The organism is Listeria costaricensis, assembly GCF_900183385.1.
Lineage (GTDB): Bacteria > Bacillota > Bacilli > Lactobacillales > Listeriaceae > Listeria > Listeria costaricensis.
Genome location: NZ_FXUT01000006.1, coordinates 30456 through 55892 on the forward strand (window position 1 = coordinate 30456; position 25437 = coordinate 55892).

General features: G+C 46.8%; 19 protein-coding genes. 15 read left to right on the forward strand and 4 right to left on the reverse strand.

The genetic code is table 11. The features are described 5' to 3' along the window. Nucleotides 1-65: 65 nt before the first annotated feature. A complete protein-coding gene (locus tag CS921_RS04915) occupies nt 66-5243 on the forward strand; it encodes a LapB repeat-containing protein (RefSeq protein WP_099221948.1) in 5178 nt (1725 codons plus the stop codon). Between the two features lie 50 nt (nt 5244-5293). Here CS921_RS04915 and CS921_RS04920 read toward each other — a convergent pair whose 3' ends face one another. Then, entirely contained in the window at nt 5294-6301 is a 1008-nt protein-coding gene (locus CS921_RS04920) for a LacI family DNA-binding transcriptional regulator (protein WP_099221949.1), read from the reverse strand. Nucleotides 6302-6555: 254 nt separating this feature from the next. Here CS921_RS04920 and CS921_RS04925 point away from each other — a divergent pair, with 254 nt between their 5' ends. Genes CS921_RS04925 through CS921_RS04955 form a run of 7 tightly spaced genes read left to right on the forward strand, consistent with a single transcriptional unit; the run spans nt 6556 to nt 14746 of the window. Then, nucleotides 6556-7875: an ABC transporter substrate-binding protein gene (locus tag CS921_RS04925; RefSeq protein WP_099221950.1), complete on the forward strand. Its 1320-nt coding sequence runs from the start codon at nt 6556-6558 to the stop codon at nt 7873-7875. Then, a complete protein-coding gene (locus CS921_RS04930) occupies nt 7872-8753 on the forward strand; it encodes a carbohydrate ABC transporter permease (protein ID WP_099221951.1) in 882 nt (293 codons plus the stop codon). The genes CS921_RS04925 and CS921_RS04930 overlap by 4 nt, the downstream gene beginning before the upstream one ends. Beyond that, the gene (locus CS921_RS04935) at nt 8737-9570 is read left to right on the forward strand and encodes a carbohydrate ABC transporter permease (RefSeq protein ID WP_099221952.1); all 834 of its coding nucleotides are present in this window, start codon (nt 8737-8739) and stop codon (nt 9568-9570) included. The genes CS921_RS04930 and CS921_RS04935 overlap by 17 nt, the downstream gene beginning before the upstream one ends. 15 nt (nt 9571-9585) lie before the next feature. After that, nucleotides 9586-11106, forward strand: coding sequence for an alpha-amylase family glycosyl hydrolase (locus tag CS921_RS04940; RefSeq protein ID WP_099221953.1), 1521 nt, complete (start codon nt 9586-9588; stop codon nt 11104-11106). After that, complete coding sequence (locus CS921_RS04945) at nt 11090-11995, forward strand: DUF1861 family protein (RefSeq protein WP_099221954.1); 906 nt, start codon at nt 11090-11092, stop codon at nt 11993-11995. The genes CS921_RS04940 and CS921_RS04945 overlap by 17 nt, the downstream gene beginning before the upstream one ends. A gap of 16 nt (nt 11996-12011) precedes the next feature. Next, nucleotides 12012-13079 carry a BtaManbiosPhlase gene (locus tag CS921_RS04950; RefSeq protein ID WP_099221955.1) on the forward strand — a complete coding sequence of 356 codons (1068 nt, stop codon included), beginning with the start codon at nt 12012-12014 and terminating at the stop codon, nt 13077-13079. Next, the gene (locus CS921_RS04955) at nt 13076-14746 is read left to right on the forward strand and encodes a phospho-sugar mutase (protein ID WP_099221956.1); all 1671 of its coding nucleotides are present in this window, start codon (nt 13076-13078) and stop codon (nt 14744-14746) included. Before CS921_RS04950 ends, CS921_RS04955 begins: the two co-directional genes overlap by 4 nt. A gap of 59 nt (nt 14747-14805) precedes the next feature. Here CS921_RS04955 and CS921_RS04960 read toward each other — a convergent pair whose 3' ends face one another. Beyond that, complete coding sequence (locus tag CS921_RS04960; protein WP_099221957.1) at nt 14806-15165, reverse strand: Lin0512 family protein; 360 nt, start codon at nt 15163-15165, stop codon at nt 14806-14808. Between the two features lie 211 nt (nt 15166-15376). On the opposite strand from CS921_RS04960, the gene CS921_RS04965 reads away from it, so the two are divergent. The 3 genes from CS921_RS04965 to CS921_RS04975 are packed head-to-tail and all read left to right on the forward strand — an operon-like array spanning nt 15377 to nt 19456. Further along, complete coding sequence (locus CS921_RS04965; RefSeq protein WP_099221958.1) at nt 15377-16183, forward strand: MurR/RpiR family transcriptional regulator; 807 nt, start codon at nt 15377-15379, stop codon at nt 16181-16183. Continuing rightward, complete coding sequence (locus CS921_RS04970) at nt 16173-17615, forward strand: glycoside hydrolase family 1 protein (RefSeq protein WP_099221959.1); 1443 nt, start codon at nt 16173-16175, stop codon at nt 17613-17615. The genes CS921_RS04965 and CS921_RS04970 overlap by 11 nt, the downstream gene beginning before the upstream one ends. Beyond that, nucleotides 17612-19456: a glucose PTS transporter subunit IIA gene (locus tag CS921_RS04975; protein WP_099221960.1), complete on the forward strand. Its 1845-nt coding sequence runs from the start codon at nt 17612-17614 to the stop codon at nt 19454-19456. Before CS921_RS04970 ends, CS921_RS04975 begins: the two co-directional genes overlap by 4 nt. 54 nt (nt 19457-19510) lie before the next feature. Here CS921_RS04975 and CS921_RS04980 read toward each other — a convergent pair whose 3' ends face one another. After that, nucleotides 19511-21778, reverse strand: a complete 2268-nt coding sequence (locus CS921_RS04980; RefSeq protein WP_099221961.1) for a leucine-rich repeat domain-containing protein — start codon at nt 21776-21778, stop codon at nt 19511-19513. 248 nt (nt 21779-22026) lie between these two features. Here CS921_RS04980 and CS921_RS04985 point away from each other — a divergent pair, with 248 nt between their 5' ends. After that, complete coding sequence (locus CS921_RS04985) at nt 22027-22458, forward strand: universal stress protein (RefSeq protein ID WP_099221962.1); 432 nt, start codon at nt 22027-22029, stop codon at nt 22456-22458. A 52-nt stretch (nt 22459-22510) separates the two neighbouring features. Here the strand turns inward: CS921_RS04985 and CS921_RS04990 are convergent, their stop codons facing one another. Further along, entirely contained in the window at nt 22511-23836 is a 1326-nt protein-coding gene (locus CS921_RS04990) for a 6-phospho-beta-glucosidase (RefSeq protein WP_099221963.1), read from the reverse strand. A gap of 212 nt (nt 23837-24048) precedes the next feature. Here CS921_RS04990 and CS921_RS04995 point away from each other — a divergent pair, with 212 nt between their 5' ends. The 3 genes from CS921_RS04995 to CS921_RS15535 all read left to right on the forward strand — a co-directional run bounded on the left by CS921_RS04995 (nt 24049) and on the right by CS921_RS15535 (nt 25358). Then, the gene (locus CS921_RS04995) at nt 24049-24807 is read left to right on the forward strand and encodes a MurR/RpiR family transcriptional regulator (RefSeq protein WP_099221964.1); all 759 of its coding nucleotides are present in this window, start codon (nt 24049-24051) and stop codon (nt 24805-24807) included. A gap of 153 nt (nt 24808-24960) precedes the next feature. Next, the gene (locus CS921_RS05000; RefSeq protein ID WP_099221965.1) at nt 24961-25173 is read left to right on the forward strand and encodes a hypothetical protein; all 213 of its coding nucleotides are present in this window, start codon (nt 24961-24963) and stop codon (nt 25171-25173) included. Continuing rightward, nucleotides 25101-25358, forward strand: a complete 258-nt coding sequence (locus tag CS921_RS15535) for a hypothetical protein (RefSeq protein ID WP_338037318.1) — start codon at nt 25101-25103, stop codon at nt 25356-25358. Before CS921_RS05000 ends, CS921_RS15535 begins: the two co-directional genes overlap by 73 nt. The last annotated feature ends 79 nt before the right edge of the window (nt 25359-25437 follow it).

Below are 25437 nucleotides of genomic sequence, written 5' to 3' on the forward strand. Positions count from 1 at the left end.
GTAAAAAAGTTTGCATTTGGATAATAAGGGTATTTTATATTGATAGTACTAGGGGAGGGAATGGAATGAAACGGGTTGCAGAGTTAGCAGTAGGGGTATTCTTTATTCTTCTGCTTGGTTTCGTGACGCATCAAGAAGAGGTAATGGCAGCAAGTGTCGGGCCAATTTCACCGGATGATTTATCACCGGAAATATCGGACAACCGCTTTCAGTCCGCTACAGGAAAAATATTACCGAGCGCGGAAGTGGATATGTCGATCAGTGATCAGAATAATGGGAAATTGGCGATTGACGAAGATTATGAAGTAACGAGTGATGGAGACTATATTTTAATTGGGACCGTTCAGGGGCAATATATTCAAGGGGTGCCCATTTTAAATGAAAAAGGTCAGTTAAATACCGTTCCTAATCGTGATATGGGCGTTATTTTACGTGTAGATAAAGATACGAAGAAAGTGCTTTGGGCGCGAGTTGTAAACGATGAATCGGGCAATTACAGCCCTACTTATGGGTCTGGCTTGTGGCAAAGCTCTTATAAAGCAATTACGAAGAATCCCGCTAGTGATAATTTTTATGTGGGTGGGGAAGTCGTCAATTATTATGGGAACAGTGGTGGCTCAACTTTAATTGTCAAATCGATCAATGCAGACGGGAATTTCCAAATTTCCCATAAATCATTTGTCAACTATAACATACCCGATTCCAGTGATTTGACCTATTCTTATTTTATGGATATCGAGTGGGAAGGAAGCAGCTTGACAATGGCTTTTTCTTCTCGTTATGCACCTGCTGGAAAACAGTTTACCCGGTACAAGCTGGATCCTTCTTCATTTAGCTTGCAAAGTTATGAATATAATCCGCTTGACGATGCGTTTTGGTCCAAATATCAGCGAACCGATATTGCCCATGTAGCAAATAAAGGCGAGATGGTCTATTTGGGAAATGCTTCCGGGACGGCTCAGATGCGCATGTCATTCCAATACGGAAACAACCAATATACGGAGCTGTCACTGTTTGATGCGGTGCCGGAAGTGAAACAAGAGTCCAGTCCGTATATTTTTCTGGAACAGGGCGAAGGGGATACGATTTATGCCGTTCTGGCGACATCATCGAAGTGGTATATTGCTTTAGTAGATGCTTCGACAGAGACGGTCATTGCGAAAAAAGAAATGGCGATGGATTCCTCGACTTCTTTGACAAGTGTGACATATAGCGCGGGTAAAGGCTTGCTACTTGGCGGCAGTACGCAGGGAAAAGAGGATATTTTCAATCATGTGAATTTGACGGCGAATAATGGCTATTATCTAAGCCTTGATAGTAATTTGAATCTATCGGATGTGCAAGTTCTCGTCACCGCGCAGGATACCACACTGCAAACGATTCTATCGGCGGAGGGCGATCAGGTAGAAGGCTTTTTCAAATATGAAGGTCAAAATAATGATGGCTATATTCAAAATGTGACCTATCCTAGCAGCTATACGGTCAATCCGAAAGGCGGCATGCTTTATACGCAATTTGAGATGCAGCCGGCACCAGTGCTTGATACTGGCAATCCAATCATGGCTTTCTATACGGGTGAGCGGGTATCGAATGTGGACGAAATGGCAGGTGTTTCAGCTTGGGTCGATTCAGACGGTGAACAGCAGGATATTACAAGCAATATCATTAAAAATGAATTTGATTTGTTCGCTGTAGGTGTGGAGCAGCAGCTCTATCAGGTGGAATCTTTGCCGGATAGTGGAAATATAACAACGGGGAGCCGCAACATTCAATTTATCCACAAAATGAAGGCGCCGAGCTTTACAAGTGACTACTTGGCTACGAATCCTTCCTTCAATGTTGGGGATACGGTTGATCAGAGCGACATTTGGGCCTTTTCCGGGCTGGACAGTGCGAATAGCATCGACTATGTTGTAACAGCTGTAACGAATGATACAGTGACCCTGCACGCTACGATTCACCGGACGGAAGGAACCAGAAGTGCCACTCCGCTTGAAACGGATATCACCGTGCCGAAAACAAATGCAGCTGACAGCACGGCGATTATTGACGTGACAAGTGCAGTAGTTGCCTCCGGGAAATATCAAAGTTTGCAGGAGGTTCGCGACGAGGGGCATTTCCATATTTTTGCCTATGATGAAGCAACCGGGGCAGCCATTTCACCAGATTATGTCACAATCGAAGAAGATCCAGCTGATCCGCTGAAACTCAATGTTCCGGGTGTCTACAATCTGATTGCAAAATTAGACCCGGCGTCTGGTTATGTGGCAAGTGAAATTCAACTTCAGCTGGCAGTAGTCGACACGGCCCCACCAGAAGTAACGAACATCGATTTGGCGGCCTATAATCCAACCAGTGCAACGGTCAGTGCGATGGATGATGTCAATGGAGACGGCATCTATAAAATGGACTGGCAAATCAAAGACCAAAATGATCTAGTGGTTCTAAGCGGGGAGCAGGCGAGTGCAGGCACGCAAATCGTCCAAACGGAAATCCCGCTGGATGTGTCAACTCTGGCCGACGGAGCTTATAAATTTGAAGTGACGGCAGCTGACCGGATTGGGCATCAGTCGGCAAGCGAGGCCAAGAGCTTTACGATTGACCGGACTGCGCCGGTAATCACGACAAACAAGACAACGATCACCTATGAAGCCTACTCGGAAAAATCCGCAGCTGAATTTTTGACGGATATTGCTGCTACAACGGATGATGGTTCGCCAGTGACGAGCGACTTTGATCAAGTGGTGGATATGCAAGCGGTAGGAAGCTATACGGTGACCTTGAATGCGCAAGATGAGGCGGGAAATCTGGCTATGCCGGTTGAAATCACGGTTGTCGTGAAGGATACGGTACCGCCAACTGTGACAATGGATAGCGCGATTACGTACAATCAAAATGCCAATCGAACAGAGTCGGAATTTTTGACGGATATTCATGCGGAAGCGAGTGAACCGGCTCGGTTTACTACCACATTTGATAGTGCTGTGAACTTTAGTGTTCCGGGTGTCTATACGGTGCAAGTGGTTGCTGAGGATATTAGCGGAAATCAGTCGCCTGCACAAAATGTGACGGTGACGATTCTTGATACGGTCGGGCCGGTGATCACGGCTGATCCTGCCATTATTTACGAAAAAGGAACGACCAAAAATGAAGCGGATTTCTTAACGGATATTCATGCGACGACGGATGACGGTTCGCCGATCACGTCAGACTTTGGCACGGCGGCGGATCTTACAAAACCGGGCACATACGAGGTAACCTTGAATGCTAAAGACACAGAGGGCAATGAGGCAGATCCAGTCATTGTGGAAGTGACGGTCAAGGATACGATTGCACCAGTTATTTCGGCTGATGATGCAATCACTTATGAAAAAGGAACCGAAAAAACAGAAGCTGAATTCTTGGCAGATATTTCCGCTAAGACAGATGACGGTTCAGCGATTACGACCAATTTTGATCCAAATGTACTGCGTCAAGTAGGTGAGTACACGGTGACCTTAAATGCGATCGATGAAAGCGGCAATTATGCGGAGCCGAAAACGGTGACGATCACGGTAGAAGATACGACGGCGCCTGTCATATCGGTGGACAAGACGACAATCACGTATGAACGCGGCACGACAAAAGAACCGCTCGCCTTCCTTGTCGATATTGGCGCACGAACAGATGACGGCTCTTTGGTGGTAAGTGATTTTGCGAAACAGGTCGATATGAACACTGCCGGCAGTTATACGGTCACACTTGAAGCGGTCGATCTACATGGCAATAAAGCGGTACCTGTCCAAATTACTGTTGTTGTCGAGGATACAGAAAAACCGGTGATCACGGCTGACAGCACGATCACTTATAACATGGGGACGGCGCGGACGGAAGCCGAATTTTTACAGGACATTCATGCTGCAACAAATGATGGTTCACCCATCACGACCGATTATGATCCGGCTATTTTGAAAACAGAAGGCACATATACGGTGACGCTTCAAGCGATGGATGCAAGTGGCAACCAGGCGGAACCGTTCAAGGTCACTGTATCGGTGGTGGACCGGGATGCACCGATCATCAATGCGGATGATGCCATCACCTATGAACGCGGTACGAAAAAAACGGAAAGTGAATTTTTAGCAGATGTCCATGCGACAACGGATGACGGTTCGGCGATTACGACGGACTTTGATCCGACTGATCTTGAGACGGCGGGCACATACACGGTCACATTGCGTTCGCAAGATCAGGACGGCAATCAGGCGGAACCGGTGACGGTGAAAATGACTGTGCAGGATACAGTGCCGCCAGTCATCACGGCGGAGACAAGTATCACCTATGAACGAGGCAGCCAAAAGACGGAAGCTGGTTTCTTGCAGGATATTCAAGCTAAAACAGATGATGGGTCACCGGTAACATCAGATTTTGCAACGGTTGACCTAAGCAAGACGGGCGTTTATCAAGTGACACTGAATGCAGAGGATGCAAGTGGGAACAAGGCGCAGCCGCTGCTTGTGACGGTGCTCGTGGAGGATACGGTAGCGCCAGTCATTACGACAGACAAGACGACGCTGACTGTGGAACGCGGTACGGACATGTCGGAAGCCGATCTTCTGAAAGCAATTGGGGCAACAACAGACGACGGTTCGGCCATCACGACCGACTTTGATCCGGCGATGCTGGATACGGCCGGAACCTATACGATTCATCTGCACGCGGTCGATGCGAGCGGCAATCAGGCTGAAACCGTCTCGATCACACTGGTTGTTCAAGATACCGTCCCGCCAGTCATCCAGGCAGATAAAACGATCACCTATACAGAAGGAGATAGTCGAACGGTTAGCGAGTTCCTTCAAGATATCCATGCCACAACGGATGACGGCTCCAAAGTGACAACAGATTTTGACCCGGCCATCTTGAAAAAACCGGGCACCTATACCGTTCATTTGACGGCCAAGGATGCCTCCGGAAATGTGGCACAAACATTTGATGTGACAGTCATTGTAAAAGAAAAAGCCGCTCCGCCGGATAATGGCGGAAACGGGGTACCACCAGCTGATTCCGGCGGTTCATCAGGGGGAACAGATGCAAGTGGTACGTCAAAAGCAAATCCCATTCAGGTAACAAGCGGTGGGGATTCGTCCGAAACGGCAAATAATCAGAAGCTTCCAGCAAGCGGCGATCAGTCGAGTGCCGGCCAGCTGATTGCAGGACTTTTGCTAGTAGGAACAGCCGTGGCTTTGAGAAAATATTGGAAATAAAAAAAGGCGTCTTGTGAGAAAGTGTCACAAGGCGCCTTTTTGGCATTCCCTTAAGAAGGGTAAATTTGCACCGATTCCCGTTCGATCAGATGCGGGGCAAGCGAAATGTGGATAAGCTCGCTGTCTGGATTTTGAAGCCGCCAGTTCATGAGTTCGATCGCTTTTTGACTCATGGAATGTAGGTCGGTACACATGGTGGAAAGCGGCGGATTGCTCAGCATGGTGAACTCGGTATTATCAAAGCAAAGGATCGAAAAATCTTGCGGAATCGTGTAGCCTTTTGATTGCAGGTATGTGTTTAGAATAAAGCCGAGTCCTGAATTGACGCAGAACCAGGCCGAGGGGAATTCGGACATTTTGTCGAGCGCCTGGTAAAGGGCCGTCTGTTCTTCTTTAATCCGAGTGATGGCAAAGGTTTCATCAATGGGAATATGGTAAAAAGAAAGCGCCTGTTTGTAGCCCTCATACCTTTCCTGATAACTGGGGGAAAAAAGGATATCACCTAGAAAACCGATTTTACGATGATTTTGATTGATCAAATATTCGACTGCCGAGAATGCCCCGTCTTTATTCTGTGTCAAAATCGCATCGGCCTTTAAATGCGGCTCGTGATGGTCAATCAAAATGGTCGGAAAGCCGAGATCGATCACCTTGCTACTATAAGCTGTGTTGATATGTGAAAGCAGAAAAATGCCCGTCCATTCCTTGCTTTCCAGTCCAAGTGGCAGAACCCCTTTCTTCGCTTCATCTTCGCCAATCGCAAAAATTGCCAGTTCAGCCTGCTGACTGAAAAGCTGCTGCTTCATATGCGTGACGATTTCACCGAAAAAGCTTTTCTGTGCGAGCGCAAATGAGGAGGCGATAATCGCGAATCGATTTTTAAAAACCTCTCGCGCAATCTCTTTTTTATATTCGTAGCCAAGCTCATCAGCCATCTTAAAAACGGCAAGCTTGGTTTTTTCGCTGACTCCTTTTTTATTGCCCAGCGCCTGTGAAACGGAATTTTTTGAAAGATTCAGCCGGTCGGCAATATCCTGCATGGTTATTTTTTTCTTCATCTGGGACTCCTTCTCTTCACACTAATTGATAATTCTATTATAAAAGTTTTAAAAGAAGAATGCAAAGTTTTTTGTAATTGATAAAATAATTTTATTTGTAATTTTTATTATTGTGGTTATTCTGTTGATTTATAGCTATTTACAGTAAATAAAATTAGAAAAGTAATGATTGACATTACATGACTGTAATGGAATAATGTAATCGTAATTAAACGCTTACAATTACAAAAAGAGAAACTAGGAGGAGTTACAAGATGAAAATGAAAAAGATTGTTTGCGCAGTACTAAGTGTGGCGGCGGCAGGCTCGCTTTTGACAGCTTGCGGCGGGGGAAGTTCGGCTGATGAAAATGACGGCAAAACAAAAGTAACATTTTGGGCAGCCCCCAACCCTACACAAGTGAAATTCTGGAAGCAAATGGCCACTGCTTATGAAAAAGAAAATCCAGATGTCGACATTGAAGTAACGCAAATGAAAGAAAGTCCGTCTTCTGAGGCGACGGTTCAATCGGCGATCGCTTCTGATACAGCTCCAACAATGTCGGAAAATATCAACCGCAGTTTTGCCGCGCAACTGGCAGACAGTGAAGCCATTGTTCCACTGAATGAAGTGGACGGCTTCGATAAAATCATTGAGGAGCGAAATATGACGGAAAGCATGGAAGGGTGGGAATTTTCGGATGGCAATCAATATGTGCTGCCGGTTTATTCCAATCCGATCCTGTTTGGCTGGCGCACGGATATCCTAAATGAACTAGGCTACTCGGAGCCACCGAAAACTTACAGTGAAGCTCTTGAAGTGGGTAAAAAGCTAAAAGAGAAATATCCGGATAAAGTTTTATGGGCGAAGGGTGACCTGGGTGATCCAACCGCTTGGATGCGCTGGTTCGACTTCTTCCCACTTTATGATGCAGCGTCGGATGGGGCCGCATTTGTAGAAAATAATCAGTTTGTGGCTGATAAAGATGCGACAATCGACACGCTCAGCTTTATGTCGGATTTAGCGGATCAGAAACTTCTTTTGACCGATCAGGTAACCGATCCGTTTGAAACTGGAACAAGTATTATGACAGACCTTGGTCCTTGGACATTCCCGAACTGGGCAGAAAAATATCCAGACATGGTGTTCGGTGAAAATTATACCGTTTCCTCACCACTTGTACCGGATGATATGAAAGATGCAGAAGATGTGAAAACCTATGCAGATGCAAAAGGGATCGTGATTTATTCCCAAGCGAGCAAGGAAGAACAAAAAGCAGCGATCGACTTTTTGACATTCGTTTATAGTGATGCAAAAAATGATTTGAAATTCCTCGAAATGACGAACTTGATTCCAGCTCGTGATGATGCTACTGAAAATGAAACCTTCACGGCATTCTTTGAAGAAAATCCGCAACTTAAAGTCTATGCAGAAAACGTGCCAAATGCCATTCCGGCAATGGATAATGCCAATTACAATGACATTCAGCAGATTCTAGGTGAAGAGGCTTGGGTGCCAGTCGTAACAGGCAAGAAAGAACCGGAAAAAGCATGGACCGATCTTTCAAAAGCTGAAAAAGAGGAACTGAAGAAATGAAGCAGCGAAATAACAAGTTGGGCTGGTTTTTTACCAGCCCCTATCTAATTTTTACCGTCATCTTCTTTTTGATTCCGCTCATCTGGTCATTTTGGCTGGCGTTTACAGACTGGAATATGATGAGTCCGGACAGTAATTTTGTCGGACTGGATAATTTTAAGGAAGCGCTGGCAAGTCCGGGCGTTCAAAGTGCCTTCTTTGTCACGTACAAATTTTTACTGATTTTCGTACCGATGGCGGTGATTTTATCGATGATCATTGCCGTACTGATCAACGGGCTGCCTCGCTTTAAAGGGCTCTATCTTGTGGCTTTTTTCCTGCCCTATCTTTCTTCCGGCGTTGTCACCTCGCTGATTGTGAAAGGGGTACTGTCTTATAATAGTCCGCTGAATGAATTCTTGCGGAATCAGTTTGGCATCAGTATCGACTGGCTCGGAACGCCGATGACAGCACTGTTTATTGTGTCAATCATGATCGCTTGGAAAATGTCAGGCTACTATGCGCTGATTCTTGTTTCTGGGCTTGCAAGTATCAATCAGGACGTCTATGAGGCGGCGGCAATTGACGGATCCGGCCGCGTTCGCACATTTTTCAAAGTGACGATTCCCATGTTGTTTCCGGCGCTCTTTACTGTGCTGGTACTGGCAGTGGGTGTCAGTTTCGGGATTTTCACGGAGGTGTATCAGCTGACTGGCGGTGGTCCGGATTATGCGACGAACACCTGGCAGATGGAAATCTATAATCAGGCCTTTATCAATCTGAAATCCGGCTATGCGTCGGCGATTTCACTGATTGCGGCAGTGGTGACTTTTGCCTCTATTGGCGTGATTAAGAAAATTTTGGAGAAATGGGGGGAACGTAATGGTTGGTCAGCATAAAAAAGCAGGAAAAATTATTCGCTATACACTCACGACCATTTTGATGTTGATCATGATTTTCCCGTTCGTCTATTTGGTATTGAATTCTTTTGCCGCATGGGACCAAGTCGACCGGAAGATCATTCCGACAGATTATACACTCAGATCGTGGCAGTGGCTGTTTGGCAATGATGTGACGGCAGCTCCGGCACCGTGGATACGCGCTTTCTTTAATACGGTGATTGTTTCTACGATTGCGACGGGACTCATGCTGCTGTTTGGACTGATGGTCGGCTATGCGCTGGCCAAATTGAATTTCCGCGGGAAGAAATTTGTTAATAATGTTATATTGTTCCAAATGTTTTTCCCAGCCATCATTCTTTTGATTCCGCAATTTTTGATGATTTCAGATGTTCACATGTTGGATACGTTTATGGGGATGATCTTACCAACCGCGGTCAGTTTGTGGGCAATCTTTATGTATACGAACTTTTTCAAGGCGATTCCAGACACGCTGATTGAAGCGGCTCGGCTGGACGGGGCGAGTGATATGAAGATTCTTTTCAAAATTGTTCTGCCAATGTCGAAGTCAATCACGACTGTCATTTTCCTATTCTTATTCACGGAGCGGTGGACGAATCTACTGTGGGATATGCTTGTGACGAAGAGTGACGGAACGGTGACCTTGAACGTGCTCATTTCGCAAATGTTTGGGCCATATGGTACTTATCCGGGGCCAATGTATGCGGCTTCTGTTCTGCTGACGATTCCGCTGATTATTTTGTTCCTGTGTTTCTCGAGGAAATTCCAAGAGGGCATGCAGTTTACGCTGAAATAAGAAAGGGTTTTATGAGTGAAATGGTTTAAACAGACTGTGTTTTATGAGATTTATATCAAATCGTTCGCGGATGGGAATGGCGACGGGATTGGGGATTTTCCCGGGTTGACGGAGCGGCTCGACTATTTGGCGGAGCTTGGCATTGGGGGGATCTGGCTGACGCCGTTCTATCCGTCCATGCAGGTCGACAATGGCTATGACGTGTCGGATTACTGTGCGGTGGATCCGCTCTACGGGACGCTGGCTGATTTCAAGGTGTTTCTGGCGGAGGCGAAAAAGCGGGAGATTCGCGTGGTGATCGATATGGTTTTGAATCACACGGCCATAAATCATCGCTGGTTTACGGAACATCCTGATTACTATATTTGGAAAGAGCGGCCGAATAACTGGACGTCCTTTTTTGGCGGGAGTGCCTTTCAATTTGATGAAAAAAGAGAGCAGTACTACTACCATAGTTTTGCCAAAGAACAGGCCGATCTCAACTGGGCCAATCCGGCTGTGAAAGAAGAGATCAAGCAGGTGCTGAAATTCTGGTTGGCGCTCGGTGTGGACGGTTTTCGGTTTGATGTGATTAATAACCTGACGCTCGACTTGGCATTTCCAGATAATCCTGTGGATGAATTGGGTGAAGTGCTGCACAAATTCGACAAGGATCAGCCCGGCATTGATGGCGTCATGGCAGAACTGGCTGCCTTTTGTCGAGACTTACGGCCGGATGTTTTCTTAGTCGGTGAGATTTCCAGTGACGAGCTGCCAGAGATTGCACGCTACAGTCGTCCGGAGCTGCTGGATGTCACGTTCAATTTTAACTTTGGCAGTATCGAGACTTTTACACCGGAAAAGTTATTTCAGGAACTGGTCGCGATGGAAAAAGCATTGCCGGATGGGCAAATGCCGACCCTCTTTTTTGGCAGTCACGACATGGGGCGCTCGTTTTCCAGATTAGCAGGTCAGAATTTACCGTTAGCCGAATTGCTGGCCTTCATTATTTTGACCGCACGAGGCGTTCCTTTTATTTACAACGGGGAGGAAGCCGGCATGACAGACCTCACTTTTGCGGATGTTTCCGAGATGGCCGACATTCAGGGGATCATGGCTTATGAGCAGGCGGTCGGGAAAGGGGAAACGAAGCAGGAGGCGCTATTTGCAGCCAATCAAAAAACGCGTGATAAAGCGCGCGGCCCGATGATTTTTGCGGATGGCAAAGCATTTTCGGCGACTGGGAAAGCATGGCTGAAGCAAAATCAAGAGCCGGAGGAAAAAGTGCATGCCATTTTTGCCTATTATCAGGAGCTGCTGGCATTTCGGAAGGCGGCCGCTTATGTGACCGAGCCCTATACATCTCTGCAGCTGAAAGAGGCATGCCTAACCTATCAACGCGGAAACTACTATTTTGTCGCCAATTTTAGCGAACGGTGGCAAATGACAGCACCGCCAAATGGCCGATTGGTATTCGGACAGGAGGAACAGGGCGGTATTGCGCCGCTCTCAGGTGCGATTTATCTGATGGAGGAAGAAAATGAAAACTGTAAATGAATTACTGCGTGAATATCGGGCTGGTCAGCAGCCTGCAAAAGGGGAGCGGCTCCAATTTTCGGGAGCGTGTGGAAAAGATGTTTACAATATCACCGCACCGTTTGACTTTGCAGGGAAGACGCTGATTGCCGGACGGATGGAGGAACGGGATAGTGAAGCGGCGCACATTGGCTTTTTTGAAAAAGTGCAGGACGACTGCTACCAGCTTGTAGAAGGAACGGTCGATCTGCCGCTCCAAGACCCGTTTGTGACTTTTATAGGAGGAAAACTGATTCTTGGCGGCGTTGAAACCTATCCGCACCCAGAAGACGCAACCAAACTGCACTGGCGGACGAATTTTTATGAAATGAAGACGCTGGAAGAGGCCGGACTGCTTTTCAAAGGTCCAGGGGGCATGAAGGATTTGCGGCTTAAGGAGCTGGCAGATGGACGACTGCTCGTTCTTACTCGACCACAAGGCGAAAAAGGCGGACGCGGCAAGATTGGAGTCCTTTATTTATCAGCGTTAGAAGAGCTGAGCACAGAAAAAATTGAACAGGCACCGCTCGCTTATGGGAATTTTTTAGCAGACGAATGGGGCGGGGCCAACGAAATCTATCAATTAGCAGATGGTCAGATTGGCGTTTTGGGTCATATTGCGCGCTTTGACGAACACGGCGATCGGCACTATTATCCGATTACTTTTACTTTGAAAGACCAGGCTTTATATGATGTCAAAATAATTGCCGAGCGAAGCAATTTTGCTGCCAGTCCGGCAAAACGCCCTGATTTGGAAGATGTCGTTTTCAGCGGCGGGCTTCACTTTTTGAAAGACGGCACGGCCTATCTATATGCCGGCATTGCGGATGCAACCGGTCAACGTATCAAAATCAAACATCCATTTGAATGAAGAAAGTAGGAAAATCATGAATATTTACCGTTACGAAGAAAATCCACTCATCACACCGCTCGACGTTAAGCCGTTCCATGAAGGCTTTGAAGTGATCGGCGCCTTTAACGGAGGTGTGGCAAAATACGGCGATGAAACCTTGCTCTTGCTCCGTGTGGCGGAAAAACCAATTCCAGCTCATGAAAATGAAGTCGTGGCGCCCGTCTATAATGCGGAAAAAGACGAGCTAACCTTGCACCGCTTTGACACTTCCGACCAGGCATACGATTTTGAAGATCCGCGGATGATTCGCCGCAAAGACAAACTGGAAGGCTTCTCCTATCTGACGTCGCTCTCCTACATTCGGATCGCACGCAGCAAAGATGGGCATCATTTTACATTAGATGAAAAGCCATTTCTTTATCCGTTTAATGCGTATCAGACCTTTGGCATTGAGGATGCGCGAGTGATGCAGCTGGGCGATACGTATTATGTGAATTTTAGCGCCGTCTCGGAATTCGGGGTAACGGATGCTCTTGTGAAAACGACCGATTTTGAAAGCTACGACTATCTGGGAAATATTTTTGCACCGGAAAATAAAGATGTGCTGCTGTTTCCAGAGAAAATTGGCGGCAAATACTACGCGCTACATCGGCCAAGTTTGAAAAGTATCGGTGAGCTGGATATTTGGCTGGCGTCATCGCCGGATTTAACAAGTTGGGGAGATCACAAGCATTTGCTCGGCATTCGGCCAGATAGTTATGACAGCGGGCGCGTTGGTGGCGGCTGCACGCCCATCAAAACAGAGGAAGGCTGGCTGATTCTTTATCATGGAGCTACGAAAGAGCATCGTTATGTGATGGGGGCCGCACTGCTAGATCTAAATGATCCATCAATCGTGCTGCGCCGCTCCAAAACGCCCATTTTAGAGCCAGAAGCTGACTACGAGAAAAACGGATTTTTCGGTGATGTCGTTTTTGCCTGCGGTGTCATTCAAGAAGGCGACCTGCTGAAAATGTATTATGGCGTGGCCGATACGTCCATGGCTGGCTGCGAGCTTAAAATCAGCGACATCCTGCGGCAGTTGGAAGTGGAAGCGGAATGAACATAAAGGAAGAACAGGCTCGCTGGTTCAAGCAGGACTTGCCGGATGAGCTGCGCTTCGACTTGGCACTGGGAGCCGATTTGGAAGATGCCTTCTACTGCGACCTGTCATTCGGCACTGGCGGAATGCGAGGCAAACTTGGCGCCGGACCCAATCGGATCAATCTTTATACGATTCGCCGAGCGGCTTTCGGTGTGGCCAAATGGCTGCAAGCGGACGACCCATCTGCCAAGCGTTCCGTTGTAATCGCCTATGATTCCCGCATTCATTCGCGCGACTTTGCGGAAGAATCGGCCAAGGTGCTGGCAAAAGCAGGCATCCGTGTTTTCCTTTCCGACGAACTGCGCCCGACGCCCGAACTGTCCTTTCTCGTGCGCGATCTGCAAGCGTCCGCCGGCATCATGATCACAGCCAGTCACAATCCCGCGCTTTACAACGGTTTTAAGGTTTATGACGCGACGGGCGGCCAGATCACGCCGGCAGCAGCTGACCAAATCATGGGCTTCATGGCCGAGCAGCGCGACTTATTTGCGATTCAGACAGCCGAACGGACCGATCCGTTGATTCAAATGATTGGCGATGCGGCAGATGCAGCCTATTTGCAAGCCTTAAAAGCCGTCTTCATCCGCCCGGAAATGCTGGCAGCAAAAGGCGCCAACCTGTCGATCTGCTACACACCGCTTCACGGGGCGGGCCGAAAGCTAGTGACAGAAGGGCTGCTGCAAAACGGCTTCACCAACGTGCAACTTGTCGAGCAGCAGACGTGGCCGGATGGCAATTTTTGGACAGTCCGCTCGCCCAATCCGGAAGAACCCGACAGCTTTAGGCAGGCGATCAGCACGACGAAGCCTGGAACGGATCTGATTTTCGCGACCGACCCCGATTCGGACCGGCTCGGCGTGGCGGTTCCGGCATCTTCAAAGGGAGAGTTTCAGATTTTAACAGGGAACCAACTTGGCACCCTGCTGCTCGATTATTTAATCACAGGGAAAAAGGAAAACGGAACGCTCCAGCCCAATGAAGAGCTCGTCACCACCATCGTCACGAGCGACCTCGGGCGAAAAATCGCGACGCATCACGGCGTCCACCATGTCGAAACCTTGACCGGCTTCAAGTTTATCGGGGAAGAAATTGCGCGTCTGGAAAACACCCTCGATTACCACTTTCTGTTCGGCTATGAGGAAAGCTACGGTTACTTGGCCCAGCCGTTTGTGCGCGATAAAGATGCCGTCCAAGCCGCCGTTTTGACAGCCGAAATGTGCCTGTATCACAAGCTGAACGGCCAAACGCTTCATGACCGGCTGGACGCGCTTTATCAGGCATTCGGCTACCACTTGGAAGAGCTTAAGACGTACACCTTTGAAGGGCAGGCCGGCGCTGCCAAAATCGCGTCCATCATGGAGACGCTGCGGAACGAGCCAGCCGATTTTTTCGGTGAGGAGGTAGTGGACAAGGTGGATTTTCTTACACAGACGACCGCCTATCCCCATTTGCCAAAAGCAGATGTTTTAAGCTTTACGTTTACGGACGGTACGAAGCTATTCATCCGACCATCGGGAACGGAGCCGAAATGCAAATGCTACATTCAGGCGGTTGGCAAGTCCAGAAGGCAGGCCGAAGCCAGTTTAACGCGTACGGCACAGCAAATCGAACCGCTATTTCACTAAAAAAAAGGCCCCTCGGCTTTTGTGAGATCATTTTGACCGCAAAAGCTGAGGGGCTTTTTTTAATAGCCTGTTTCAACAGAGGCATTCACAATATACATCAAATCGTTTTTATCGGCTTTGTCGGCTAAAAAGATGCCGCTCGTGGTCATCATTCCGCCGTCCATCAGTTCGACCGTAACCGTCCCGTATGGAATCAATTTTTTGATGCGCGCCTGATCGAGCTTGTCATGATCTGTTGGCACCGCCAGCTTGACATGCACCACCATCCTGTTTAAATCATGGTCCGGCAGCATGGCCTCGATTCCCGCCATTGAATTATGATAGATCGCATTTCTGACCGCCCGTTCCGCCGCCTTTGTCACATCCTGCCCGTGCACATCCACACCAAAACCCGTTTGAATAAATAACAGTTTCTCCATTTACGCCACTCCTCGCACAATCTATTTTCCAAAAAAACGATTGCTTTCTCCAAAAAATAGGGATTGAAAAACATCTCTCCTTCATTATAACGAATTTTCAGATCGAACGATACGATTCATGCTGATCGGGAGCAAAATTTGTCCCCCAGAAAACGGCATAATCCGCTATAGTTAAGGTATCATCCAACTTGGCCAAGGAGGAGGACTTAAAATGGATATCAAAAGATTGAGTTTACTGCATCGCCTGACGCGCATTCTTGACCGCAATCAGTTTGGAACGGTCGACTATGAGCTCGCCAAATTCTTTTTGGAAAATTATCGGTCGATCGGCGCCATGAATATCTATGAGATTGCCGAACAAAATTTTGTCTCACGCGCCAGCATTCGCCGTTTTGCCTGCCATATCGGGTATGAAAATTTTGCCGAAATGAAACAGCATTTTCAAGACTTTGATGAGGGGGCAGAGGTCTACCGGGCCTTTCATGGTGCCGCCGATTTTCGGACGGAGCTGTACCGCGCGCTTTCTTTGATGATGAAAGAACTGAATGTCCGCATGAATTCGAGCGAGGTCTCATGGCTGGTCAAAGAAATCGAGCAGGTGGAGGAAGTGGCATTTATCGCCTCCAGTCACATCGCTGGCATCTTGCAGACTTTTCAACAGGAGCTGGTGATTTTCGGCAAACGAGTCACGCTGCTTTCCAATAAAGAAGATATTTGTGCCAGTTTGGACTATTTCGGCCCTGAAACCATGGTGATTGTGTTTTCGATTTCCGGCCTGCTGGCAGAAACACTTGCGCCGCTGATCGACCGCTTTACCGGCAAAAAAATTCTCTTCACACTCAAACGAGCGCCGACCTTCAATCGCGGTTTTGGGAAAATCTACCATCTTCGCAGTCAGGAAAACACAGAAGTGCCCGATGTATTGTACTACTCCTATGCCGTTCATTACGTCCTTGATGTCATTTTAAGCGAGTTTTTAAAATTGAAAGCGGAAAGGAACGATTTTGATGATTTATAAAAACCAACCACTTTTTCCACCCGGTTTTATGTGGGGAGCCTCCAGCGCTGCTTGGCAAGTAGAGGGCGCTGTCAATGAAGATGGCCGCACACCAGCACTGATTGATTTAAATAGCCAAACCAAGAAACCATTTACAGATAATTCGATTGCTTCGGATCATTATCACCACTATATGGAAGATGTGGCACTGATGGCAGAAGCCGGCTTTAGCTCGTATCGTTTCTCAATCGCCTGGCCGCGCATCTATCCCGACGCATCAGGCAAACCGAATCAGCTCGGTCTTGATTTTTACAACCGACTGATCGATGAACTGGTCAAACACGGAATTGAACCGATTGTAACGCTATATCATTATGACATGCCCGTCTGGGTGGATGAAATGTATAACGGCTGGTATGGCCGCGGGATTATTGAAGCCTTTGATCAGTATGCACGCACCTGTTTTAAGGCGTTTGGCGACCGCGTCAAATATTGGCTCTCAATCAATGAACAAAACATGCAAATCTGTTATGGAGACTGGCTTGGCATTTGTAAAAATGAGTCGACCTGGTTTCATGATAAATGGAAAGTCAATCACATCATGAACCTGTGCCATGCCAAAGCGGTCGTTGCCTGCCACGAACTTGTTCCAGACGGCAAAATTGGGCCAGTTCCCGGCTATGTCCCCATCTATCCCAGCTCGGCGAATCCCGAAGATCAGATTGCAGCCATGAATGCAGAAGAATTGACCGAAAAAGTGTGGAACGACTTTTATGCCCACCGGACTTACAACAGCTTTATCCGCAGCTACTGGAAGGAGCACGAGATCGATCCGGACATCCAAGCAGGCGACATGGAGCTGATCGAAAAGGCCAAAATCGACTTTTTTGCGCTCAACTGTTATCGCTCCAACGCCGCCAAAGAATGCCCAAGCACCGAGACGGAGCAAAAACAACAGCTCAATAAAACCGGCAACAAGGGCGAGTTCGTCTATCCCAAATTTCCCGGCGTCTATCAGCTGACAAGTAACCCCTATGTGGAAACCAATGATTGGGACTGGGAAATCGACCCTGTTTCACTCAGATACATGCTGCGCTATGTCTGGGATCATTACGGCCTGCCCATGATGATTACAGAAAATGGCTACGGCGCCCATGAAGATGTGGCAGCAGACGGCAAAGTTCATGACCCCGAACGGATTCGCTTTTTACGCGATCAAATTTTCCAAGTCGGCAGAGCCATTCAAGACGGCTGTCAGGTCATCGGCTACAATCCTTGGTCCTTCACAGATCTGCTCAGCACAGGAAACGGCATGGCGAAACGATACGGCCTCGTTTTTATCAATACAACCGATGAAGAACTGCGCGACCTGAAACGCATTCCCAAGGATTCCTACTACTGGTACTCGAATTTGATCCGCTCAAACGGACAAGACTGGGGGGACGAAACATGAGCAAATATGACGAACTAATCCCACGAATACTGGAAAATGTTGGCGGAGCCGGTAATATTCGTAGCGCAAATCATTGCGCTACGAGGCTTCGGCTCCAGTTGAACGATCCCAGTCAGCTCGATAAAGCCGCTCTTGAAAAGGAGCCTCAAATTCTCGGAATCGTCGAACGCGGCGAAGAAATCCAGCTGGTGATTGGGCCGGATGTCCCCAAAGTCTATGCGCTCGTGACGGTCAAGCTAGACGATCAAGCAACTGGCGGGAAGCAGCCGCCGATCGATGCCCCAAAAACGCATAAAAATTGGAAGCAATATGGACGCATCGTAATCGACTTCATCAGCGGAACCTTCGTGCCCATTTTACCCGTCCTTGTAGCTGCCGGTTTGATTTCAGCCGTGCTCAATATTGGCGTTACTTTTTTTGGCCTTTCAAATGAAAGCGGTACCTATATTGTCCTGAATGCCATCAATGACGCCGGCTTCTACTTTTTGCCCATCTTTCTAGGCTACAGTGCCGCTCGGAAACTGGGCATCAGTCCCATCATGGGCATGTTTCTCGGGGCCGTCCTTGTAGATGGTCTGATCAACAACGTGGCCGACCTGTCCTTCTTAGGCTTACAAATCCCACAGACCGCCTATAATTCGACGACGATTCCCGTTATTTTCGGTGTATTATTCATGAGCCTCATCGACAAGGCCGCGGATAAAGTGATCCCAGAAGCCATCAAATTTTTCTTCAAGCCACTGCTCGTCATGATCATCACCGTTCCTGTCACCCTGCTCATTCTCGGCCCATTCGGCAATTTTGTCGGCAGTTACATCGCCGAGGTTCTCTCCTTCATGTATGCCCACCTTGGCTGGCTGTCGGTCGGACTGATGGGCGCACTAACCCCGCTGCTCGTCATGACCGGCACCAACCAGGCACTCTTCCCGCTAGTATTTGCCATGATGGCCGATAGCGGTTACGATTCCTTCGTGATGCCCGCCATGCTTGCCGCCAATGTAGCCGTTGGGGCAGCCGCACTCGCTGACATGCGGTTTGAAAAAGATGTCACCAAAAAGTCGCTCGCTTTCTCCGCCGGAATCACCGGTGTCATGGGCATTACCGAACCGGCCATTTTCGGCGTCCTAATCAACCACAAGCATGCCTTTCTCGGCGCCGTTTTTGGCGGCGGCATCGGTGGCCTTTTTGCCGGCCTCGTCGGACTCAAACAGTACGCCGTCGTGTCACCCGGCCTAGCCGCCATCCCGACCTTCATCCCGACAGACGGTTCCGGCTTCAGCAGCAACTTCTGGTACGCCATTTTGACCATCCTCATCGCCATCACCGCTTCAGCCGCCATGACATTCTTCCTTGGCAGCCGTGAACAGAAAAAAGCGATGGCCGGACTGCGCATCAAAAGTCCACTAGCAGGCACGATTCATCCACTTGAAACCGTCCCAGATGAACTTTTCGCCCAAAGGATGCTCGGTGATGGAGTGGCCATCGAGCCAGCTAACAATGACATCCTTGCGCCGGCAGCAGGTGAGATCATCATGACGACCGCAACCAGCCATGCAATCGGCATCCGAACAGAAGCCGGCGTTGAACTCTTGATCCACTGCGGCCTGGATACCGTCAAGTTGAACGGTCAACATTTCCAAACACTCGTGAAAGAAGGGGCCAAAGTCAAAGAAGGCCAGCCGATCATGCAGATGGACGTCGAAGCAATCCGGTCACTCGGCTACAAAACCATCACGCCCATCGTGGTAACAAACAGTGCCGACTACCAATCGATCGAACCCGTGACAGCCAAAACGATCGCCCCACTAGCGCCCCTTTTAAACATTCAGCAACACACATAAAAAAAGATGCTTAGCTCAAGCCTGCCAGTTGGACAGTTGAGCTAAGCATTTTTATCAAGGTGTATTTTGAAGTGACCAAGTGATCGTCGTTTCATACGTTTCCGCTTGAGCCGTATAGGTATCCAAATCGAGCAGGAAACCCTCTTCATCACCCCAATCAATCGAGAATTCATCCCCATTTTGGCTGGCAGTTTCAGCAGTGGCAATCGTGACCGGCATGTTTGGTGCCATAACAGTCGTCACGCCAGCTGCATTTTTATAGACAAAAGCCTGATCGAGCGTATCCCCAGACGTTGTAGAAGTAAGAGGCGCCATTAGTGTAGCCGTCAGCGTCCAGTGCGCATCATTTCCACGTGTATCCCTCACACTGCAATGGAATTTGTCCGGACTGCTGCGGTGAATCAGTTGCCGCGCTTCATTGACAGCCGTCGTTTCAAACGTCACATCTGGAGGCAAATCACTAAAAGTAAGTGTATAAGGAAGAATATGTACAGTGACAGTTTTATTAACCGTATAGTGCGTTTCTGGATTCGTTGAGGTAACCGTCACTTGATAATCGCCCGGTTGATTCATATTCACCACATCCGCAAAATTACTGGAAAGCACGCAATCGGCTGTCGTTTCAGCATGGATATCTGAAAGAAAATCAGCCGCCGATTTGGTTGTCCCTTGAATGTAAGAAATTTCATTGTCGCATTCAAGACTTTGAACTTCATAAGGAATTGTCAGCGTCCCAGTGGCCTTTTTGCTGGTAGAACTAAAGGTATAGCTGACACTTCCAGAACCAGCAAGATTCGTCCAAGTGATCGTATTATTCGAGGCATTGTAAGTCCCGCCATTCTGCGGCGTGATTGTCATTTTCTTCCCATTCTCATCCTTTAATTCAGAACTGACCGGTAAAGTAAGAGAAGACGTCTCAAGCATTTCTTTCGGCAAACTGATCTGTTGATTCGTCCCGTCCCAATCGCTGATGTTGTCAGGAACAGAGGAAAAGTCCTGCACCTGATTATTGAAAAAATACAGCTCATCCAGCGTTGGCGTTTGCGGGATCAAAATTTTGCTTATTTGATTATTATAACAATGTACCAGGACTAAATCAGTGTTATGCGACATATCAAGTTCACCAGCAATTTGATTGTCATTACACTCTAAATTGGTCAATTTAGTTAAAGGAGATAAATCCAATTTTTTAAGCTGATTATTGTTACAAGAAATTGATGTTAATTGAAGATTATGAGACAAATCTAAATCAGTCAGCTGATTGCTTTCACAGCGTAAATCAGTTAAATGAGGGCTTTTGGATAAATCTAACTCGGTTAATTGATTACTGGGACAAATGAGCGTTTCCAGTTCTGGATTATTTAATTCAAGATGTTGAATCAAATTATCATAGCAGTTGACCATTTTTAATTTTGGACAGCCTGTCAAATCTAGTGAACGGATTTGATTATAGCGGCAGGTCAGATTCTCAAGTTGCGGATTATTTAGCTCAAGAGAAGTTAATTGGTTGTTCCCACAATCTAAACTGGTGAGTTGTAGATTTTTTGAGATATCAAGATCGGTGAGTTGATTCTGCATACATCCTAGTATTTTTAACGCGGGATTCTGCGTCACATCTAATTCAGTTAAATGAGTTGCAGAACATTGCAAGGTGGATAATTTAGGAAGTTTAGAAGTATCCAACATGGAAATCGCAGTCGATTCACAATCGAGTGAGGTCAGCTTAGGTGATTCTGGCAAGGTTAGTGTGGTTAACGAATTATTATCCGAACAATCCAGCGTCGTTAAATCGGGCATAGGAGGCAGATTGAGTGATTGAATTTGTGTTTGAGAACAGTTGATCGTTCTAAGTTCATCATTATGAGATAAGTCTAAGTGGGTAATGGGATTGAAGCTGCAATCTAAAATGGTTAGACCAGTTAGATATTCAATTCCTGTCATATCCGATATGCCAAAGCCTGAGCAGTTTAGAACCAGCAGATAAGAAAGGTCTTGTTCTGAAATTGTGTCAGTGGCTACCATACCATATTGCTCGGCGACAGTCGCAGCTAAGATAGGGTCGGGGAAATAGTCATTAAAAGTCTCTTTCGTTGATTTTAAATTTCCCGATGAAGAGTTTGCGGTTAGATTGTCAGCCGCAGCAGCAGTTTTGCTAAGAACAGGAACAGCAGCAGTCGAACCGTCCACTGAATCAACGGCATAGGATTCATTTTCTTGATGATCAGCCGAATCGACTGTAGTATCCGCTAAAACTTGTGGAATAGAAAATAAGGAAATCATTGTTAAAAAAAATAATAAAAATCGCTTAAAAGTACGGATCATGTATTTCCTCCATTTTTTCATAAATAGTCTTATTAAAGAATAATATCACGACATCTAACGAAAAATGGTACAGTATAATACTTTTTTATAGATTAAATGTGAACATTTGTTGAACGAAAGAAAGATAACGATCAAATTTGGAAAATGCAAAATAAATGAACCGATCAGATTTTGTGAAAAGTCATGCATGCTTTTTTATTTTCAGGGTAAAGGGTAGTGAGGAACTTTGAATAAAGGAGGACATCATTATGGAAAACTATCAGAAAATTTTAGTCGCAGTGGATGGGTCAGATCAAGCAGATCGTGCCTTTCAAAAAAGTCTGGAATTGGCACAAAAATACGGGGCAGCATTAGCGATTGCAAGTGTCGTGGATCTTCGTTCTTTTTCACCTAATATATCTTATGACGGATCGCTTGAGGAACGTGCTTGGCGTGCGGCTGAAGCGAGAGTAGAGGACTATGGCAAACGGGCCAAGGAAGCGGGCATTGAAGAAGTCGCCACATTTGTTGACCGCGGCAATCCAAAGATCATTCTGGCTAGTAAGATTCCAGAACATTTTGGCGCTGATTTAATTGTTGTCGGGGCGACCGGGATGAACCGAGTGGAGAAATTCGTTCTCGGCAGTATTTCCAGCTATGTTCTGGCGCATGCGAAAGTGGATACATTAGTGGCACGATAAAAAAAGCATTGGAGCCGATTTTCCGGCATCCAATGCTTTTTAAGTTACTCAATTATTTTTCATTTTGAAAGAAGTTTGGTAGATATTCCTTGTGAGCTTCCAGCAGTTCATCAAGCAAGATCCGCGCTTCCGCATCACTAGGTGTCAGCGGATTGATCGTCATGGCAAGAAGGGCTGTATCATAGTCCCCTGTCACAGCTGCTTCGGCTGTCAAGCGTTCAAATGACTTGATCTGTTGCACGATTCCGTTAGCCGCAATTGGCAGATGACCGCTTGCAAGAGGAATCGGACCTTGACGTGTGATGACACAGTTTGTTTCAACCGCAGAATCAGGATCGATGTCCAAAATGGCCCCATTATTGCGCGTATTCACGATTTGAATGTCACGTTTGTCATTGTAGATCGAGTTGATCAGATTGCAGGCCGCTTCACTGTAGTAAGCACCGCCGCGTTGTTCCAGTTGTTTTGGTTTTTCAGCCAGCTCTTCTTGTTTATAAAGCTCGAAAAGTTCCGCTTCTACTTTTTTCACAACTTCAGCACGTGTACCGTGTTCCGCATAAGCTTTTTCTTGATCTTCAAGCTGTTGCTTTGTTTGCCAGTAGTAGCGCAGATAGTCGATCGGAATCATGTTTAGTGTGCGCAGGAATGTTTTGTCCCAGCCGGTTGCATTGATGTTCTTCAATTTGGAGCCGGAATCGCCCTCTGTCATTTTGAAAACAACTTCGCGCGTCACATCTTTCCCTTGATAGTAAACCGTTTTGGCAAATACCATGTGATTTAAGCCGACAAATTCCACATAAATTTCGGAAGGATCTACGCCCAATGTTTCCGCAATATTCCGTTCAATGCCGATCGGACCATTACATAAGCCGACCACTTTTTTCTGATTGCTGTAACGAAGAACGGCTTCTGTCACCATACCAGCCGGATTGGCAAAGTTGATCAGCCAAGCATCTGGACAAAGACGTTCCATATCTTTACAAATATCTAAAATCACAGGAATTGTACGAAGTCCCTTGAACATACCGCCAGGGCCATTTGTTTCTTGCCCAACGACACCGTGCGAATTAGGAATACGTTCATCCTTCACCCGCGCATCCAGTAGACCAACGCGAAGTTGTGTTGTGACAAAATCAGCGCCTTTTAAAGCAGCCTCACGATCAAGTGTTAGATGAATCTCGATATCAGCGCCAGCTTTTTTAACCATCCGTTTAGCGAGGTTACCAACGATTTCCAGTTTTTCTTTACCAGCTTCCACGTCCACCAGCCAGATTTCACGAACCGGAAGTTCATCCTGCCGTTTGATAAAGCCTTCGATCAGTTCCGGTGTATAGCTTGAACCGCCGCCGATTGTTGCAATTTTAAGACCTTTTGTCATTTCGCCATTCCTCCAATAATTCAAAATAAGGTGCGTCGTCTTCACTAACGCAATTCCTTCTTATATCTTATAGTATACGCATAGTATGAGAAAAAAACGATAGAATGCTGTAGATTCGGTAAGCATTTTCAAAAAAGGAATTTGTTACATTTGAGTAACGCCTTGTTACATGGTAAAATGAGACGAGGAATGAAGAAAAAGAAGGTGAGCGCTTGCTTTTTTTAGATAAGGCAATCGAATTGAACGATACAGAATTAGAAATTTATAACTACATTACCGCCAATCTGGACAAAGTGGTCTACATGCGGATTCGTGATTTAGCAGACGAGGTCCATGTCAGTACGACCACCATCCTACGCTTTTGCCGCAAATTCAAATGCAACGGCTATTCCGAGTTTCGGGTTAAATTGCAGCTTTATGCGGAGGAACAAAAAATGGCACATATCGACATGTCCGATGAGACGACCTACATTGATTTTTTAAAACGCACCGCCCAACCCGAATATAAAAAGCAGCTTCAAGAGGCCGTCACCATTTTGCGAGACAGCGAATTGGTTTTATTCGTGGGAATCGGAGCTTCTGGCGTGATTGCCGAATACGGGGCACTTTACTTTTCATCCCTGTTTACGCTGGCACTGCACATTGAAGATCCGCTCAACCATCCCTTTTACCATTTGTCGAGCAAACTATCGGATAAGATTTGTATGATCGCCATCTCCGTCGAAGGGGAAAATGAAGACATTATCCGTTATATTCACCAGCTTAAAACGCAAAAATGTCAAATCATCTCGATCACCAACAGTGCCAAATCGACCATAGCACGACTATCCGATGCGAATATTTCTTACTATATCAATAAAGAAATGTATCAGGATGCGAATATCACATCCCAACTCCCAGCTCTTTATACGATTGAAAGCATTGCCCGCGAAATTCGGACACAAATCGATCAGGAAAAAGCGGGCAATTAATACAAATTAAAAATGTCTTCTGCCTACACGCGTGTTTAGGAAGAAGACCTTTTTGATTGAGAATAAAGCTGATTGAGTGTTAACAAAGAGGAATGTACAAGAACAAATTTTTTATCAGCAATTAGAAAATAATCGAAGCGATGGAGGAGAAAAATGAAAATCTGGCAGTGGTCAAACTTGACGGCTTATCGTCTAATCAATGGACTATTGGATGATCCGACAATCTTTCAGCAACCAATGATTTTCAAAAGGGAGAGCAGTTACGTCAGCGTGATCAGGATGCGCTTTATTATATTCAAGAAGGGGCAGTTTGCGGGAAACATCAAAATGGCAGGGAGTATGATTTTCAATCGGGTGATTTTATAGACATGCGTTACATCTTGCCGGGACAAATAGCTTCTTGTCAATATGTAGCAGAACAGACCAGTCAAGTGATTCTTTTGAAGAAAACAGACGTCCTCGCCTATGTGATCGGTCAAGGAGACGCTTGGTTTTTAGTGGATCAGCTTCAGTGCGCCCATCAAAAAGTACTTGCCCAGCTTTTTTCATGAGACTTTGTTCGACGGGAACAGCAGGCCCTTCCTCAAACAGGCGATCAGACATTAGCATTTTGGATCGCTCTTTTGGGGG